At 44.2% G+C, this 12,651-nt stretch carries 16 protein-coding genes; 14 read left to right on the top strand and 2 right to left on the bottom strand.

From position 1 onward, the window contains the following. The 4 genes from M2444_RS06830 (at position 1) to M2444_RS06815 (ending at position 2,953) form a co-directional block, all read left to right on the top strand. Positions 1 to 591, top strand: a complete 591-nt coding sequence (locus M2444_RS06830) for an anti-sigma factor family protein (RefSeq protein ID WP_143812129.1) — start codon at positions 1 to 3, stop codon at positions 589 to 591. A gap of 179 nt (positions 592 to 770) precedes the next feature. Further along, complete coding sequence (locus M2444_RS06825; RefSeq protein WP_094870047.1) at positions 771 to 1,358, top strand: histidine phosphatase family protein; 588 nt, start codon at positions 771 to 773, stop codon at positions 1,356 to 1,358. Positions 1,359 to 1,447: 89 nt separating this feature from the next. Next, positions 1,448 to 2,530: a hypothetical protein gene (locus tag M2444_RS06820; RefSeq protein WP_280786587.1), complete on the top strand. Its 1,083-nt coding sequence runs from the start codon at positions 1,448 to 1,450 to the stop codon at positions 2,528 to 2,530. A 243-nt stretch (positions 2,531 to 2,773) separates the two neighbouring features. Then, positions 2,774 to 2,953, top strand: a complete 180-nt coding sequence (locus tag M2444_RS06815; protein ID WP_042129535.1) for an IDEAL domain-containing protein — start codon at positions 2,774 to 2,776, stop codon at positions 2,951 to 2,953. A 95-nt stretch (positions 2,954 to 3,048) separates the two neighbouring features. On the opposite strand, the gene M2444_RS06810 is transcribed toward M2444_RS06815, so the two are convergent. Beyond that, positions 3,049 to 3,276: a hypothetical protein gene (locus tag M2444_RS06810; RefSeq protein ID WP_280786586.1), complete on the bottom strand. Its 228-nt coding sequence runs from the start codon at positions 3,274 to 3,276 to the stop codon at positions 3,049 to 3,051. Between the two features lie 268 nt (positions 3,277 to 3,544). On the opposite strand from M2444_RS06810, the gene ltrA reads away from it, so the two are divergent. From ltrA to M2444_RS06770, 8 genes are all read left to right on the top strand, one after another. Next, positions 3,545 to 4,807 carry a group II intron reverse transcriptase/maturase gene (gene ltrA / locus M2444_RS06805; protein WP_280786585.1) on the top strand — a complete coding sequence of 421 codons (1,263 nt, stop codon included), beginning with the start codon at positions 3,545 to 3,547 and terminating at the stop codon, positions 4,805 to 4,807. 131 nt (positions 4,808 to 4,938) lie between these two features. Continuing rightward, on the top strand, positions 4,939 to 5,094 hold the full coding sequence (locus M2444_RS06800; protein ID WP_280786584.1) for a hypothetical protein: 156 nt from the start codon (positions 4,939 to 4,941) through the stop codon (positions 5,092 to 5,094). Positions 5,095 to 5,975: 881 nt separating this feature from the next. Further along, a complete protein-coding gene (locus M2444_RS06795) occupies positions 5,976 to 6,395 on the top strand; it encodes a DUF2487 family protein (protein WP_280786583.1) in 420 nt (139 codons plus the stop codon). 239 nt (positions 6,396 to 6,634) lie between these two features. Next, positions 6,635 to 7,189: a QcrA and Rieske domain-containing protein gene (locus M2444_RS06790; protein ID WP_094874664.1), complete on the top strand. Its 555-nt coding sequence runs from the start codon at positions 6,635 to 6,637 to the stop codon at positions 7,187 to 7,189. Between the two features lie 6 nt (positions 7,190 to 7,195). Beyond that, positions 7,196 to 7,867 (top strand): menaquinol-cytochrome c reductase cytochrome b subunit, encoded by a 672-nt coding sequence (gene qcrB / locus M2444_RS06785; RefSeq protein ID WP_042129529.1) that lies wholly within the window; start codon positions 7,196 to 7,198, stop codon positions 7,865 to 7,867. A gap of 26 nt (positions 7,868 to 7,893) precedes the next feature. Continuing rightward, positions 7,894 to 8,766, top strand: coding sequence for a menaquinol-cytochrome c reductase cytochrome b/c subunit (locus M2444_RS06780; RefSeq protein ID WP_094874665.1), 873 nt, complete (start codon positions 7,894 to 7,896; stop codon positions 8,764 to 8,766). A gap of 93 nt (positions 8,767 to 8,859) precedes the next feature. Beyond that, entirely contained in the window at positions 8,860 to 9,501 is a 642-nt protein-coding gene (locus M2444_RS06775; protein WP_256990515.1) for a DUF1405 domain-containing protein, read from the top strand. Positions 9,502 to 9,655: 154 nt separating this feature from the next. After that, entirely contained in the window at positions 9,656 to 10,555 is a 900-nt protein-coding gene (locus M2444_RS06770) for a sporulation protein YpjB (RefSeq protein ID WP_280786582.1), read from the top strand. A 137-nt stretch (positions 10,556 to 10,692) separates the two neighbouring features. Here M2444_RS06770 and M2444_RS06765 read toward each other — a convergent pair whose 3' ends face one another. Then, positions 10,693 to 11,562: a YitT family protein gene (locus M2444_RS06765; RefSeq protein ID WP_042190138.1), complete on the bottom strand. Its 870-nt coding sequence runs from the start codon at positions 11,560 to 11,562 to the stop codon at positions 10,693 to 10,695. A gap of 168 nt (positions 11,563 to 11,730) precedes the next feature. On the opposite strand from M2444_RS06765, the gene M2444_RS06760 reads away from it, so the two are divergent. Both M2444_RS06760 and M2444_RS06755 read left to right on the top strand, forming a co-directional pair. Then, complete coding sequence (locus M2444_RS06760) at positions 11,731 to 12,060, top strand: nucleotide pyrophosphohydrolase (protein WP_036676271.1); 330 nt, start codon at positions 11,731 to 11,733, stop codon at positions 12,058 to 12,060. Between the two features lie 59 nt (positions 12,061 to 12,119). Then, positions 12,120 to 12,641 (top strand): tetratricopeptide repeat protein, encoded by a 522-nt coding sequence (locus M2444_RS06755; RefSeq protein WP_280786581.1) that lies wholly within the window; start codon positions 12,120 to 12,122, stop codon positions 12,639 to 12,641. Positions 12,642 to 12,651: the final 10 nt, after the last annotated feature.

Below are 12,651 nucleotides of genomic sequence, written 5' to 3'. Positions count from 1 at the left end.
ATGAATTGCAGGGAAGCGCAAGAATGTATTCCGCTCTTGTGGGACGCTCCCCCCACACATCCTAGGCGGATTTTGCTCGAACAACATATTGCAACTTGTCCTTACTGCGCTGCTGAGTGGTCTCTGTGGCAAGAGAGTAGCCAGCTTATGCATGATTTGAAAGAAGAGATTAGTGAAGAGCGTGCAGAAGTTATAAATGTTAAAGTTATGGAGCGGATTTATCTAGAGAGTCCTTGGTTAATGCCAGGGGATGGGAAATCCGCAGGGACATCTGCCATTGTTCGTCATAGGCTTAGTCTCTGGATCGCTTGCTTCCTGGCGGTATTTTTGTCCAGTGTTCTTTACTTTACTATGTTTAGAACACCTGCTGATATCACTGTGGCTCAAAGTGGAATTGTAGAGACAGGCGTTGCTGGCTCTATGGAATGGACATCCACTTATCCCATTTTAGGCTCTGAAGGTGGGATTATTGAACCGCTTGTGGTAAATATGGGACCTACTCATCCTCAATATTGGATGATGTTATCCATGCTTGGCGTGGGTTTTGCAGTGTTTTCGTTAACCCGGCTGAATCGATATCGCAGATCATAAAGGGTCTATTGATGTATGACTTAGCTATTGCAGTATATAATAGTGTTAAGAACGATGTAGGAGTCCCTTTATGTAAAGATAAGGGGATTTTTTGTATTATAATACGCATAAAAGAAGACTTTTTATTTCATCCATGTTACATTAAGAGACAAATACTTGGGTGAAAAGGGGGAGGCAATATGCTAATCGGCTTGATACGCCATGGATTGACGGACTGGAACGCAATTGGAAAGATACAGGGGCAAAGTGATATTCCGCTTAATGATGAAGGACGGATGCAAGCTGCTATGCTTGCTGACCGCTTATTACAAGAGCCGTATCGCTGGGATTATTGCATTACAAGTAACCTTTCCCGGGCAGCAGAGACAGGTAGGATTATCGCAGATAAATTAAATGTACCGTTACTTGATCCGGATGATCGGATCCGGGAACGTGCCTACGGACAGGTTGAAGGACTTACTGCCGCTGAGCGTGAAGAGAAGTGGGGGAAAGATTGGAGTCAGCTTTCGCTTGGTCAAGAAACTGACGAACAGCTTCAAGCGCGTGCACTTGCCTTTATGGAGGATATTTCTGCGCAGCATCCCAATCGCAACATACTAGTCATATCTCATGGAGGGTTCCTCGCTCAACTGTATACTGCATTTTACAAAGATAAGTATTCTGAGCGGATTGGGAATTTATCCCTGACGATTTTGGAGAAGAAAGAACGGGAATGGAACCCTATTCTTTATAATTGTACTCGCCATATCCTGCAAAATCAGCGTTAACCCGTGCATCGGGTTATTTTTTTTGCGCAAAGGGGAATAAAAAGGGCTGTATTTCCCATAATGGTAGTAAAACGGTGAGGCGATAAAACATGAATCTGGCGGATATGCTCACTTATGCAGATATTGGACAGCTGACCGCCATAGCGGGACGCTACCGGTGTGAATGCAAGCAGAATTCCAAACATGACTTGATCCAGAGTATTTTGATTATGCTTGGAAGCAGAAGTTTTATGGAGTCTCATATCCGGGAATGTGCTCCGGAGGATCTACGGTTTCTGAATACATTACTTTTTGATGAACGCAGCTACTTTAGTCTGGAAGATTTGTTGGCAGTAGCTAGGCAAGCTTCTTTTGATACCCAAGAAGGAAAGACCGGGGGTTTCCGAGAAATGGTTTCTCGTTTCAAAAGCGGAGGCTGGCTCTTTAGCGGTTCTTCCCAGCAAACGAGATATTTGTTCCAAGTGCCCAAAGACTTGAAAGAGCGCTTTCGTGAGACGATGAGCGCACATATCAAGGATAAGGTTACGGTTAGCTCTGAACCAGCCATGTATCGAAATGAAGGAGAATTGTTATTAAGTGATCTGGTTATGCTTCTGAGATATATCAAGGAAAATGAGCCAGAGCTTAATCAGGAAGGGGCAATGTATAGGCGGTATCAGCAAGGAGTGATGAATGCACTTCATATTCCGGAGGATCTGCTTAGCAAAGGCGGCTGGAGATTTGGTTATGGTAGGGCATGTGAGCATTATCCACCTAGATTAGCGCTCCTGTATGATTATGTTCGTCACCGCCGCTGGATCACTGAAGAAGGTTTTCGGTTAAGGCTCACGGCGACAGGAGAGGCAGTGTTGGCCGATGGGAAATGTGACTCGTTGATGCAGATATTCTCTTTTTGGTTAAAACTATATAAGGGGGCTGTACCAAACCTGCCTTCACTGGTGTATTGGGTAAGCATTAGTGCTGGGAATTGGGTGAGCGTACCTTCATTAGTGGATGGTATAGGGTGGTTAATTAAACCTTTCTATTATGACAATGCTGCCTCTATTCTGGAGCAACGAATTATTCGGATGATGGTGCACCTTGGGATGCTGAAATTAGGGGAGACCACCACTGGTCTCGCTGTGATGATGACGCCGTGGGGGATGGAGATAGCCGTGCCTAAACATCTATAGCAGTATGGAGGCATCAAGCCAATGCTTATGGGGATTACATATGTAGATGTGGACTGTACTTTGGTTGTTGATAGGACAATAAATGAAGTATTGACCAGAATGGGTAAATATGTAGAACGTAGACAGGATTGTTGAATATGATTTAGTAGGTGCCGTCACTTTTGAAAACGAAAACAAAATCATCTTGATGGATATCAAAATATTAAAGCAATAAGGATCTCTTAAACAGCGGAGGTGTATCGAATGGACAAAATGAAGGCTACGTACGAAGTGATGCTAGGACTTGCGGCAGAAATGGTGTGGGATGAAGCGCTGCGAAAGCGTCGCTCCGACATCTTGCACCGTGAGATTGACACGGCGCTGGCTACAGGAGATAAATTAGCTTTCCGAAATCTTACAGAAGAACTTAAAAGTTTGGCATAAAGAAATGTGCTTAGCGCATTTCTTTTTTTATGTGCGCCCAGCATGGGCGCTATCTATAGGGTTGAAGTCCCGAATGGCGAAGGCAGTAGTAGCCATTAGTCTAAGGCAAGGATGTCCACCGTGAGGTGGAATCTGAAGGAAGCCGGCGGCAAATCTCCGGTCTGAGGAACACGAACTTTATACAAGGCTAACGTAGGCTGGATGAGGTTGCATAACAAACCAAAGTCCATACTGTCAAAGGCGTACGGGAGTAAATGAAGCAGATAGATGGAGAGGAAGATAGCATCCTTACCTGGGGAGATCTGTGCGGTAGGCGAAGCCACTTCGTAACCCTGCTTGTGAGAGCAGGCTGAACGCACAGAAGTCAGCAGACGCCATAGTACGCAAGCTGTTGCAACAGCTGCGGAAGGGCTGAACATGAAGTAGGTATTTGTACATCCAGGCGTTCAAGATGAGTAATGAAAGCAGAAAAAAATCCGAAAGGACCTGACTGAAAAAGAAAGCGGTGAATCCCGTGAGGAGCTTCGGCAGGGCAGAATCCATCTCTGGCACAAGAGGAAGATACAAATCACGTAAAGAGAGGTAAAAAAAATGTTGGAACAGCTGCTGTCACGGGAAAATCTTCTGCAAGCCTTAAAGCGTGTTGAAGCGAATAAAGGAAGTCATGGCGTAGATGGGATGTCCGTAAAATCCTTACGAGAACACATCGTACAAAACTGGCAAACCTTGCGGCAATCGATAGAAGAAGGAACCTATGAACCGAGCCCTGTGCGCCGAGTCGAAATCCCGATACCCGGTGGCGGAGGCGTTAGGTTATTAGGAATAGATACCGTGACAGACCGAATGATTCAACAAGCAATCGCTCAGGTACTAACCCCATTATTTGATCCAGAGTTTTCTGACCACAGTTATGGATTTCGTCCGGGAAGGCGAGGACATGAGGCGGTAAGGAAAGCTAGAGAATTCATGAAAGAAGGCTATCGATACGTCGTTGACCTTGACTTGGAGAAATTCTTTGATCGCGTCAACCATGACCGACTGATGATGAAGATTTCGGCTAAAGTGAAGGACAAGAAAGTTCTCCTGCTGATTCGAAAATATCTTCAGTCAGGAGTGATGGAGAACGGGTTAGTAAAACCGACAACAGAAGGGACACCGCAAGGTGGTCCACTCAGTCCGTTATTATCTAACATCGTCTTGGACGAGCTCGACAAGGAACTCGAGAAACGTGGACACCGCTTCGTTCGTTATGCGGATGATTGCAATATTTACGTGAAAACGCCAAGAGCAGGAGAGCGAGTGAAGGCATCCATCACTGTATTCATTGAGACAAGACTAAAACTAAAGGTGAAGCAAGCGAAGAGTGCGGTGGACCGCCCATGGAGACGAAAATTTCTTGGGTTTAGCTTTAGTCACGATAAAGAGCCCAAGGTGAGGATAGCGAAGCAGTCCTTGCAGAGAGCGAAAACTCGAATTCGGGAGATCACGTCCCGGAAGAAAGCGATGCGAATGGAAGAGAGAATCCAGGAGCTCAATCGATACTTGATGGGATGGCAGGGATATTTCTGTCTGGCGGATACGCCAAGTGTCTTAAAAGCGATGGATATGTGGATTCGAAGGAGATTGCGAATGTGTCTCTGGAAGCAATGGAAGAACCCGAGAACCAAAGTCAAAAGGCTTATATCTTTAGGCGTGCCTAAGGACATAGCATATGAGTGGGGAAATACTCGGAAAGGGTACTGGCGAATTGCAGGGAGTCCAATTCTGCAACGTGCATTGAATAACCAATATTGGGAATCCAATGGATTAAAGAGTGTATTGGACAGATACAACTCCTTACGGAATATTTCATGAACCGCCGTATACCGAACGGTACGTACGGTGGTGTGAGAGGCCGGGGGCTAGCCGCCCCCTCCTACTCGATTGTTTAGGAAATTATACAATACAAAAAAATGTGGATAACTCCGAAGAAAGAGGAGGGAGTGATGAACGTGAAGAAGCAGGAGACTGGAAAAAACGAGAGTCGCCGTCAGATTCTAAAAAACCGAGCGGACCTTATATCCTCCGAAATGCATGTTTTAGTCGAGCTTACGGACAAATGTATGCAAAAAACCGAATACAATGTGCCACCGGTAACGTAAACGAGCCAAATGTATGCGAAAAACCGAATGCAATGTGCCATCGGTAACGTAAACAGCTAAATGTATGCGAAAAACCGAATACAATGTGCCACCGGTAACGTAAACGAGCCAAATGTATGCAAAAAACCGAATACAATGTGCCACCGGTAACGTAAACGAGCCAAATGTATGCGAAAAACCGAATGCAATGTGCCATCGGTAACGTAAACAGCTAAATGTATGCGAAAAACCGAATACAATGTGCCACCGGTAACGTAAACGAGCCAAATGTATGCGAAAAACCGAATGCAATGTGCCATCGGTAACGTAAACGAGCCAAATATATGCGAAAAACCGAATACAATGTGTCACCGGTAACGTAAACGAGCCAAATGTATGCGAAAAAACCGAATACAATGTGTCACCGGTAACGTAAACGAGCCAAATGTATGCGAAAAACCGAATACAATGTGCAATTGGTAACGTAAACGAGCCAGCGCTGTTATTCGCACCAAATCACCCGGGAAGGGGCTTGTTATTAGGGAATAAGTGCAATACGGTCCGTCCCTAATATATGTGCTCATTTAATCGAAATTAAGGCCATACGGTCCGTTAGCGGAACCTCACTACGAAGGTGTATATAGAACGTGTATGGAATTACGGATGTACTCAGCTTGTAACTCTACCTCCAAGAACGCGACCAGGCGTCTTTCTTGTTATACGCTGTGATTTTTCTAATGGAGTAATGAAGCTTTCTGTATCAATTAGAGGTGAAGGAAAACCTATGAAAATCTAAATATAGACGTTCGTCCCCCTCTTTCAATATAATGGGATTTATAACTTCGGGCAAATTTGTGAAATGTGAAAGTAACGAAGGATCGTAAATAAGGAGATGGACATAAATGAAATTCAGTGATTTTGAAGTTGAGCAGTGGAAAGAAAATCGAAAGTTCTATGATACATGTCTCATACCTTTTACAGGATTAAGCGGGGCTGAAAGTCCTCCTGAGACGGTTCAAGCTTTAGAAAGATTACGTGATTTTATGGATTTGGTGGAAATACCGTTTAAGGGACGGATTGTAACTTATCCAGCGATTCAGTATGGAGGGGGAGGATATGTTGACCTAATTAATGAGGTTTGCCAAAAAGTCAAATCCAGTGGTTTCCAGTATGCTGTGGTGTTGACAGCAGATATAGCACTTCTGGAACAAGAAATTTTTGAAAGCGATTTAGTACTCTCTCTGCCTATCATTGAGGGTTCTCTGGGAGGTAAGATTAATAGTGACATTGGTATGAAAATTCAAGAGATGTGGCGACGGTGAGCCCCTTTTAAATGTGACAGAAAATCAACAATTATAAGTTAAAATCACTTTTTGGCCTGTCACAAATTAGACAATATTCTTGACGGGTTTTGGTGCCTAAGCTATTATTAGGTTGAATCGAAATGGTATGTGATGTATTTCATTGAAAAGATTTGAAAACGGATTATTTATAGTAAGGCATCTCTGATCGGACACCTTAGATACTTTCTTATATCTTGAGAAGGGGGTTATATAACAGTATGAGCAGCCATAATGATCAACAGGATATTTGGCCTGAACAACCACCCAGCCGTAAAGAGATGTCGCGCAGGCAATTTTTGACCTACACGCTAGGTGGCGCTACTGCTTTTATGGGGGCAGGTACAATTCTCCCAATGGTCCGTTTTGTCGTGGACCCAATATTACATAAGAAGGGCGCGGGTGATTTTATAAAGGTTGCTGAAATTAGCAAAATCACCGAAGAGCCCCAAGAGTTTACGTTTGAATTGAAACAGAAAGACGGATGGTACGACAGCACAGCGACGCTGACTGCGTGGATCCGTAAAGACGCAAAGGGTGATATTTATGCGCTTTCACCCATTTGTAAACATTTAGGATGTACGGTCGGATGGAACAATGATAAGGCATATCCGGACGAGTATCACTGTCCTTGCCACGGTGCACGTTATACCAAACTCGGCAAAAATCTCGAAGTAGCTCCAAAACCGCTGGACCAGTATAAAACGAAATTTGATAACGGGTGGGTTCTTTTGGGTGATATTGTGCCTAATACAGTAGCTAGTGAGGAGGCGTAGGTTCTAATGTTTAAAAATGTCTATAACTGGATTGACGAACGTTTGGATGTTACGCCAATTTGGAGAGACGTGGCCGACCACGAGGTTCCTGAGCATGTTAACCCGGCCCATCACTTCTCTGCGTTTGTGTATTGTTTTGGCGGACTGACCTTTTTTATTACAGTGATTCAGATCTTATCGGGTATGTTCTTAACGATGTATTATGTTCCAGATATTATCAATGCTTATGCAAGTGTTGAGTATTTACAATCTAGTGTTGCCTTTGGACAAATCGTTCGCGGAATGCATCACTGGGGTGCTAGTCTTGTCATTGTTATGATGTTCCTTCATACGATGCGCGTCTTCTTTACAGGCTCTTATAAAGCTCCACGCGAGATGAACTGGGTAGTTGGAATGCTCATCTTCTTCGTAATGTTGGGGCTCGGTTTAACGGGTTACTTATTGCCTTGGGACAATAAAGCTTACTTTGCGACTAAGGTAACACTCGAAATTGCTAACTCGGTTCCAGTGATGGGACCCGTATTGAAAGAACTTATGCAAGGCGGTACGATTGTTGGTGCAGAAACGTTGACTCGGTTCTTCGCACTACATGTATTCTTCCTCCCAGCGGTGCTTCTTAGTCTGCTCGTAGGACACTTTATTATGATCCGCAGACAAGGGATTTCTGGACCGTTGTAAGTTAATCTGAGAGAGGAGGAATATGGATGGCACATGGAAACAATTCTAAGGAAAAGGTTGTATATGTCGGTGATACCAGAGTTCGTAAAGGCAATGGATTTATCACACCTCCAGACTATTCAGCCTATCCTGGTAAATCGGAAGCCTTTATCCCTAACTTTCTACTAAAAGAATGGATGGTTGGCGTCGTTGTACTTGTAGGAATATTAGTGCTTACTATTTCAGAGCCAGCGCCGCTAGGGTTTCCAGCGAATGCGAGTGCTACGGTTATCCCAATTCCTGACTGGTATTTCTTGTTTCTCTATCAGTATTTGAAGCTTCCTTATGCTTCAGGTGATTATATCGTACTGGGTACATTAGGAGTAACCGGTGTAGCTTTTGGTTCACTTCTTTTAGCTCCATTTCTTGACACGGGCAGAGAACGTCGCTTCTACCGTAGACCGATCGCTTCATCTTTGATGTTCTTATCGCTAGCGGCGATTGTGTACCTAACAAATACCGCTTGGACTGAATACAAACATGAAATGGCTGAAACTGGTCAAATTCCTGAAGATGTTCAACGGGAAGAGAAGGCGGCAGAGAATAGGGCGAAGGGGCTTCCAACCTCTAGTGCAGTTAAGGCGAAGGAAGTAGCGATTGTAGATAAGGATGATCCAGCTATGGGGCTATTTAAGCAAGCTACTTGCATCTCTTGTCATGCAGCGGATTTGAAAGGGGCAGGCGGACCTTCACTTCGCGGCGTTGGGGACACCCATGATAAAGAAGCAATCCTTACTATTATAAAAGAGGGTCAAGGGCAGATGCCGAAGATGTATGATACTGCTCTGGGAGCGGGGCTTTCTGATCAAGACATTGATGCCTTGGCAGACTGGCTTGCCAAACAAAAAAGCGAACAGTAAAATAATAATAACGCAAAACCTGATCGAAACTGCGGTCAGGTTTTTGTATGTCTAAATGTAAAGTTGCCACTACTTGGGAGGTTAATGATCTGTATGTCCGTTCTTGATAAACTGTTTAAGCACCGAGGAATCATTTGGTTGTTATTCATTGTGAATCTTCTCGGTACCATTTATGGCTACATATGGTATGGCAATCAATTGGAGTTCACGGCGGCTAACTTTCCGCTTTGGTTGCTCCCGTTTGTTCCAGATAGTCCAACCGCGAGCTTGTTCTTTACCTTGGCGCTGTTGCTAATGCTCTTTCCTCCAAAAGGCTATACGGGAAACAATGTAAGGGAGCTTATTGAGGCGTTAGCGGTTGTGACGTCTGTGAAGTATGGGATTTGGGCAGTAAGTATGATTTTTGCTGGAGGTTATCAAGGAGATATTCTAGTCTGGAAAGATTGGATGCTGGTGATCTCTCATTTGGGGATGGCAGTAGAAGCTTTGATCTATGCACGATTCTTTTCTTTCCGCAAAATGATTCCGCTAGCGCTGTTCTGGACCCTTGCAAACGATATGCTGGACTATTCCTACGGAATATACCCGTGGCTACCTTCTGTACTGAATGATGATGTCACACAGGTGCAATATTTCACGATGGCGCTTACAGTGTTTAGTGTGATTGTTGCTTGGTTGTTTAGTAGTAGACAAAGACCAGTAGACTCTATCTATCAATTTAAGAATAGGTTCTAGTAAGCAGTTCTAACCCTTGTCCCCCTGCCATACATTTAGAATTATAAGAAGTATGAGTTTTATACTATGCTTAATCCTTATAATTTTACGAGAAACGAATCTCGTCTTTAAAAGATGACAACGTCGTTTCTTCTTAAGTAGGAGGGGGTATTTCATGCTCCGAGGGAGATATTATGTGTTGGTTATTCTAGTATTTTGCTGGTTACTGACCAGCATGAATGTTGAAAAAGCTTCGGCAGCGCAAGGGAATGCTGGTGAAGGCTCTGGCAAGGCTTCGAAGCAAAGCGCCGACGTTAGTTCGGGCAACGGCTTGACAGTGATGAGCGGAAAGACCGGAGCACAGTTGCTAGAACAAGCCGCTGAGGCATTGTATGGGTATGTCTTGGAAGGGGATGTGATGAAGGTCCGACAAGAGACTGAAGATATCTCTAGGATCATAGTGTCCTCTTCTTTTGAAGGAATGACCTCTGTAGAGGGCATTAACGCTTTATCAGGGGTCATTATGGACCTGAAGGCTGCTGTGGCAAGCGCAAAAGTATCTCAGCAGCAATTGGAGGCTACAGCGGCCAAATTACGGTTAGCTGCCAATAGTCTAAATCAACCCGGACAACCCATTTGGCTTCAGTATTATAAGCTAATCCGCGAGGATTTAAATGCGATGGAGCAAAGTGGTGCTACAAATGATCTGGCGGGATGGAAAACGGCTGTAGAGAGGCTACAGGGCAGGTACGAAAATATACGGCCAGCGGTGATCGTCTCTCGGCAACCTGAAGTTGTAAATGCTTTTGATTCCTGGCTCTCTTATGCCGCAGGCATTTCTTCTTCCTCACAAAAAATCGAACGGGCCCGGTTGCTTGAAATTGTGTCTTATGGTCAGGATACTGTGCGGGTAATGTTCGGAAAAGAGAAGGATGAGCCGGCTTTGTCAGTACCCTTGGCTTCACAAGAATTTGGGATTTGGGGAGGACTAGCCGCAGGTTTTATTATCGCTGTATTAGCTTATGCGGGTTATCGTAAGTACCGTGGAGAGAATCAGAACTTCAAACCCATTTAGTGGAATGTTTATATAACCAAAAGGAGCGGGGAAGAGTCCCCCGCTCCTATTTTTAACGAATTAGAAATTATTTATTTGGGGCCCCCGCAAAGTACCTGAGTACGCATCGAAGCAAGGCCACACTTTGTGGGGATATTTTATGTTTCTCTGAATCCCTCGCCTTGTACGTCGTGCACATCGCTAATAATTACAAACGCATGCGGATCAATCGATTTAACCAGTAAACTAAGACGGCGAATTTCCTGCCTTGAAACTACACAATACACCATATGTTTGGCTTGCTTAGAATACGCACCGATTGCAGGAATGAGTGTTACCCCTCGTTCTAGTTCAGCAGTGATTAAATCAGCAATTTGGGGTGCCTCATCACTAATGATTGTAAAAGCTTTGGCGGCATAAGCGCCCTCCTGGATAAAATCGATGACACGCGATGCAATGAACACTGCAACGAGTGTGTATAGAATTTTTTCTTTGGGGATATAGAAGATGGAAGAGCCGATAATGAAAATGTCGATGGCCAGAATAATCTGCCCCATGCTCCAGCCGAAATTCCGTCCCAAAATTCTTGCCACAATGTCCACACCACCTGTAGTGCCACCAAAACGGAACACAATCCCAAGCCCGGTTCCTAGTGTTACCCCTGCGTATAGCGCAGCAAGAATAAAGTCATGTTCGGTACTGAAAGGAACAATCCATCCAGCAGAGATCAGTCTTTCGAAGATCCACAAGAAAAGGGACAAAGATCCGATTCCTACACCTGTGTATACGATTTGGCGGCCGCCTAGGACTTTCCAACCGAGCAGAAACAATGGGAGATTGATTAGCAGTGTTGTTAAAAAGATTGGAATGTCAAAGGCATAATTAAGCAGCAATGTGATTCCCGTTACGCCGCCTTCCATGAGTTGACTGGGAATGATGAAATACAGTAGTCCGAATGCATATACTGCGGTTCCGAGCATGATAGGGGCAACTGTTTTGCTGATTGAAATTACCTTGTTTGAATTCATGGAATCCCTCGTTAGGCCTTGTTAAGGCAGTTTTTCTTTTCCTATAATAAGTATACCTTTTCTTGCAGGTGTTAAAATATTCAAAAAAGATTTGTCTTCAAAACGTCTTTACGATAACATAGGGGCAAACAGAAGGCAAGATATACAGAGGGGGCTAAGATACATTTTATGGACAAAAGTCTTGGTGACATTCAGCGTGAAGTAGACGCTTATATATCGCAATTTAAAGAAGGATACTTCAGTCCGCTGTCTATGTTAGCCCGCATGTCCGAGGAAGTCGGAGAGTTGGCGCGGGAAGTCAATCATGAATTCGGTGAGAAGCCGAAGAAATCAGATGAAGCAGAGAATTCTATAGAGCTTGAACTGGGAGATATTTTGTTTATTACCGTTTGTTTTGCAAATTCTCTTGGGATTGATCTGACTGAAGCACATAATAAGGTCATGCATAAGTTTAATACCCGAGATGCTGGGCGCTGGACACCAAAAGACACCGATTAGGCCTCTATAACATATGCTGTACCAAACGAACGGGATTTAGCCGTGAGGATGGTGAGGATATGGATCAAAGGGATTATGTAAGAGAAGCCTACCGCTCAATATTGCGTAGTGACTTTGCGGAAGCTATTGTTTGCTTTGAGGCTGCGATTGCAGCAAGTCCTGCTGATGCTGAAGTCAGATATCGTTGTTCCATAACATATGCCCGCAGTGGTATGCTAGATAAAGCTTTAGTTCATGCTCAGGCGGCTATGAAGTTAGATGGCAGCAAACCTGAGTATAGTCTACATCTACAGCATCTTCAAGCTATGATGCATGTACAGGAAGCTAAGCGGTTGATAGAAGATGAAGAAAACAAAACTCGTAACCCGTACCATCCGATTACGCTACTTAAAGAGGCCATCGCCCTGGATCCATTATACGGGGATGCTTATGTATGGCTTGCCATCGCACATAGTCGGGTGAATGAACATATGCAGGCTATGGCCGCCTTAAAAGAAGTGATTTCTTTACATCCGGATGATTCTGGCTTGCGAGAATTGATGGTAGACCTTCAGAAATCCATACAATCGTATATGCAATAACTATATAACT

Origin of the sequence: Paenibacillus sp. PastF-3, assembly GCF_029893135.1 — a bacterium.
Taxonomy (GTDB): domain Bacteria; phylum Bacillota; class Bacilli; order Paenibacillales; family Paenibacillaceae; genus Paenibacillus_AQ; species Paenibacillus_AQ nitricinens.
Note: the sequence above shows the minus strand (reverse complement) of the source record. Positions and strands in the feature narration are given on the sequence as shown.

What these genes read in the sequence shown, in the direction of transcription:
- M2444_RS06830 (WP_143812129.1), top strand. Translation starts at nt 1, where the DNA reads ATGAATTGCAGGGAAGCGCAAGAATGTATTCCGCTCTTGTGGGACGCT.
- M2444_RS06825 (WP_094870047.1), top strand. Translation starts at nt 771, where the DNA reads ATGCTAATCGGCTTGATACGCCATGGATTGACGGACTGGAACGCAATT.
- M2444_RS06820 (WP_280786587.1), top strand. Translation starts at nt 1,448, where the DNA reads ATGAATCTGGCGGATATGCTCACTTATGCAGATATTGGACAGCTGACC.
- M2444_RS06815 (WP_042129535.1), top strand. Translation starts at nt 2,774, where the DNA reads ATGGACAAAATGAAGGCTACGTACGAAGTGATGCTAGGACTTGCGGCA.
- ltrA (WP_280786585.1), top strand. Translation starts at nt 3,545, where the DNA reads ATGTTGGAACAGCTGCTGTCACGGGAAAATCTTCTGCAAGCCTTAAAG.
- M2444_RS06800 (WP_280786584.1), top strand. Translation starts at nt 4,939, where the DNA reads ATGAACGTGAAGAAGCAGGAGACTGGAAAAAACGAGAGTCGCCGTCAG.
- M2444_RS06795 (WP_280786583.1), top strand. Translation starts at nt 5,976, where the DNA reads ATGAAATTCAGTGATTTTGAAGTTGAGCAGTGGAAAGAAAATCGAAAG.
- M2444_RS06790 (WP_094874664.1), top strand. Translation starts at nt 6,635, where the DNA reads ATGAGCAGCCATAATGATCAACAGGATATTTGGCCTGAACAACCACCC.
- qcrB (WP_042129529.1), top strand. Translation starts at nt 7,196, where the DNA reads ATGTTTAAAAATGTCTATAACTGGATTGACGAACGTTTGGATGTTACG.
- M2444_RS06780 (WP_094874665.1), top strand. Translation starts at nt 7,894, where the DNA reads ATGGCACATGGAAACAATTCTAAGGAAAAGGTTGTATATGTCGGTGAT.
- M2444_RS06775 (WP_256990515.1), top strand. Translation starts at nt 8,860, where the DNA reads ATGTCCGTTCTTGATAAACTGTTTAAGCACCGAGGAATCATTTGGTTG.
- M2444_RS06770 (WP_280786582.1), top strand. Translation starts at nt 9,656, where the DNA reads ATGCTCCGAGGGAGATATTATGTGTTGGTTATTCTAGTATTTTGCTGG.
- M2444_RS06765 (WP_042190138.1), bottom strand. Translation starts at nt 11,562, where the DNA reads ATGAATTCAAACAAGGTAATTTCAATCAGCAAAACAGTTGCCCCTATC.
- M2444_RS06760 (WP_036676271.1), top strand. Translation starts at nt 11,731, where the DNA reads ATGGACAAAAGTCTTGGTGACATTCAGCGTGAAGTAGACGCTTATATA.
- M2444_RS06755 (WP_280786581.1), top strand. Translation starts at nt 12,120, where the DNA reads ATGGATCAAAGGGATTATGTAAGAGAAGCCTACCGCTCAATATTGCGT.